The 3,211-nt window shown below is 61.5% G+C and carries 4 protein-coding genes; all 4 read right to left on the reverse strand.

The window, feature by feature from the left end; translation table 11 throughout:
- Positions 1–27: 27 nt before the first annotated feature.
- The gene (locus tag HMPREF0591_RS23325; protein ID WP_007171152.1) at positions 28–402 is read right to left on the reverse strand and encodes a hypothetical protein; all 375 of its coding nucleotides are present in this window, start codon (positions 400–402) and stop codon (positions 28–30) included.
- A gap of 139 nt (positions 403–541) precedes the next feature.
- Positions 542–1,513 (reverse strand): DUF4268 domain-containing protein, encoded by a 972-nt coding sequence (locus HMPREF0591_RS23330; protein WP_007171153.1) that lies wholly within the window; start codon positions 1,511–1,513, stop codon positions 542–544.
- Positions 1,510–2,163, reverse strand: coding sequence for a DUF429 domain-containing protein (locus HMPREF0591_RS31375; protein ID WP_007171154.1), 654 nt, complete (start codon positions 2,161–2,163; stop codon positions 1,510–1,512). The genes HMPREF0591_RS23330 and HMPREF0591_RS31375 overlap by 4 nt, the downstream gene beginning before the upstream one ends.
- A gap of 41 nt (positions 2,164–2,204) precedes the next feature.
- Positions 2,205–3,211, reverse strand: a protein-coding gene (locus HMPREF0591_RS23335) for an IS3 family transposase (RefSeq protein WP_085981719.1) whose coding sequence is annotated in 2 segments (ribosomal slippage) — positions 2,205–3,055 and positions 3,055–3,211 — 1,008 coding nt annotated over the 2 segments. Because the reading frame shifts where the segments join, the coding sequence is not laid out codon by codon here. This gene is flagged as partial in the annotation.

The following is a 3,211-nucleotide window of genomic DNA, read 5'->3' on the forward strand; positions in this document are numbered from 1 at the left end:
GCGATGCTAGGGCAGGCAAATCCGTACCTAGATGATGGTGACGGGGGCAACCGCGTGCAATGGCTCGACGAGGACCGAAAATGACCACTCTCGATAGCCTGGCCTCGTGAGTATGTCAGGGCTGATGGTTCTGAATCTCTCTATCACCGCTTGGACATAGTGCCGCGTGTCGGGAGTGAGGTTGTCGTCTAACACGTAGCGGTAGTGGTGAGCCTGTACACTCGCCGTCTCGCGACCGTCGTTCTTCTCACTCACCACGACGCGGATAATCCCGCTCTTCATCTTCCGAGCGTGATTCAGCAGCCAATCGGCATAGTCAACGTTGATGCCCAGTCGCTCCGCCAGGAGGTTGCGGTCGGTGCCGTTCCAGAAACCTGACAGCCTTTCCGAACTGGTGACCACCTGCCATCTGGTGTTGGGCTAACTCAGCCGACACTTCGGGCGTCGGCGGGAAGACTTCATCGAGACCTGGATTCATGCGTGGGCATCGGTTGATACCTAATCGCAATAGGGAGTGTTAACAGTCCATCTCACGCGCCAGCTACCGTGTGCCGCTCTGGTCAAGCGAAGCCAGCCCTCCGATTGCTTGGATCGCTCGGCGGAATCGCAAATGCTGATCGAGCAGCCAGTCGATCATCGCTGGCCATTGCTCGACGTTCGCAACGTCGTTGAAAGCCGAAGTGGTGCAGACCCGGGCGGCCTTTCGGCCTGTCATCCCGTCCCACACGGCGACTTGGCCTAGGGCTTGCTCGAACTGTTCTTGTTGTGCGTGGAGCGCCTCGAAGCGGGCAGTGTTGACTTCCGGATCGGGACCACCGAAGTAGAGCTGCACCTCCAAGCCTTTCTGGGTGAAAGTCGATTCTAAAGAGGCCACGCTGGTGCCCGTAGGAAGGCTGTACCAGGAGTCGCGGGTCGAGGTCTTCCGGTTAGTCCATCCGGGATACTCAGACACAACGCGGCTGCGGAATTGCTCCCAGAAGTCCCAATAGAGCTTCGACCTCTCGGTCATTGCGCCCGCCGTGGTGGCCGCCTTGACCTGCTTCTCCCAGTCGTTGGGTTCCACCGCCAGCTTGAAGTTGGGTGCGGGGGTGGAGCCGCCGATCTGAACAACCGCGATTTCGATGCCGAAGAACCGGGTGTCTGGGTCGGTGTGTTCGTTCAGCCAGTCGAGCGCAGCGCGATGCTCGGGCCGGAATCCAGCGGTGATCCAGACGATTGTTTTTGGATCGGTTCCCGCCGCGTAGGTGAGGATCTGTCCGAGGTGCGTGTGGTCGGACAGTTCCAGCTGGTTCTCGACGATAACGACACTCTCATCGGAGAGATCTCGGCCTAGGAGGTCCAACGAAAAACCTCCGACTGGGTGCTCTGCTACCTGAAGCTCAAGATCCATTCCAAGCAAGTCGCTGAGAACGTCGACGTTGTTGAGCAGCCACGGTGTGAAGCTATGGGCCTCGTGCGGCCACACATCACGCGGTGCGACCGCCTTCAGGCGGCCAAGGTTGGGAGTTGTCATTGGATCTCCGATTGGTTACTTGGGACTCGTCGGTCGATCAGCTGCCGAAGGCTCTCGGGTTCGGGCAGATGAATCCAACCTTCGATCATGGCCAGTGCTTGGTGCTCAGGTGTGGACGGCAGCACAGTGCGATGCGCCGCCGCTGCACGGGCAAGGAGCGCGCAGACGAAGGCGTCGAGACAATCATCTGAGTCGGCAACAGCGGCCTGCTGCGCGTCGGTAATGTTGAAGTCATTGCCGAGTTCGCCGAGCAATCCGGCAAGAAGTATTCTCCGGCGTCCGCGTGCCGCAGCATTGTTCTTGGTTTTGTACGACTGCAGAGATCCAGTGAAAAGCGTCGGTAGCCAGCAACGCAGCGCGGCATCGGGATACGCCTCTGCGGCCCGGCCCGACCCGTCCCTCGGGCTATCGAGAGCCCCAAGAAGAGACGCACAGCGCATCGCGCAGTAGGCGATGCGGTCGGTTGTCACCGACAGCGGAGTCTTTCCTGTGCGATCACGGACAAGGAAGTCAGTTGTGCGACGTTCCAGCGGAGCGCGTATCTCGTCAGGATCAAGAGGCCATCTTCCTGGCTCTGAGCTGATGGCACGAATGAAGGGTTCCGGCCACCCAAACGGCGCGTCGATGGCGACCTTGTCGGCGGCCCCCATGACCGGACCCCGTGAACTGGTCCACGGCGAACGAGAGTCGTTCATTGGTGGGTACAGGTGGCAGCGTAGCGGGCTGGTGGTTGGTAGCCCAGCGATGAGTGGCGTCGGTGATGGTTGTAATCGTGCTTCCAGTCGCCGATCACCACGCGAGCCTGGGCCATCGACCAGAAGCTGTTGATGTTGAGGCACTCGTCGCGGATGCGGGAGTTAAACGATTCGACGTAGCCGTTTCGCCACGGCTCACCAGGTGGGATGAAGTGCAACCCAACCTGGCCGCTGGCCCAGTCGGCCATTGCGCTGCAGGCTAATTCGGGGCCGTTGTCACACCGCAGTACCGTTGGATAAGTGCCGCGCTGGGCAGCCAGGCCGTCGAGTTCGGCGATCAGGTGTTCACCGGTGATGCTGCGCTCGACCATCCCACCGAGGCATTCGCGGGTGTGCTCGTCGACGATCGAGACGATCTTGATCGGGCGCCCGTCGGTGGTGACATCGAATTGGAAGTCCACCGCCCACACCCGGTTGGGCGCATCGGCGGTTACCGTCGGCGGCGCGGTGGAGCTGCCGTGGCGTTTTCGGCGTCGACGCTGCGGCACGCGCAGCCCTTCCTCGCGCCAAAGGCGTTGGATCTTCTTGTGATTGACTGCCCAGCCTTCGGCGCGGGCATCGTGATAGGCGGGCCGGAACCCCCGCCGCGGGTGGTCCTTGGCGTATTGACCAAGCCAGACCCGCAACGACGCATCAGGATCGGCCGGCGTGTCCGAGACCGGCTGGTGTCGTTGGGTGGCGCGGTGTTGCCCGGCGACGCGGCAGGCGAACCGTTCGCTGACCCCCAGCACGCGCTGCAGGTGACGAACGGCTGCCCGACGGCGTTCCGGGCCTAGAAGTTTCCCTTCGCGATCTCCTTGAGCGCGACCTTCTCCAACTCGGCATCGGCCAACAGCCGTTTGAGGGTGGCGTTCTCACGCTCGAGATCCTTGAGCCGTTTGGCGTCCTCTGCCTTCAAGCCGCCGAACTGGTTACGCCACCGGTGATAAGTCGCCTCCGAAAC

It is taken from the genome of Mycobacterium parascrofulaceum ATCC BAA-614, assembly GCF_000164135.1.
Taxonomy (GTDB): domain Bacteria; phylum Actinomycetota; class Actinomycetes; order Mycobacteriales; family Mycobacteriaceae; genus Mycobacterium; species Mycobacterium parascrofulaceum.

Coding starts and splice junctions, on each gene's coding strand:
- HMPREF0591_RS23330 (WP_007171153.1), bottom strand. CDS start 1,513: ATGACAACTCCCAACCTTGGCCGCCTGAAGGCGGTCGCACCGCGTGAT.
- HMPREF0591_RS31375 (WP_007171154.1), bottom strand. CDS start 2,163: ATGGGGGCCGCCGACAAGGTCGCCATCGACGCGCCGTTTGGGTGGCCG.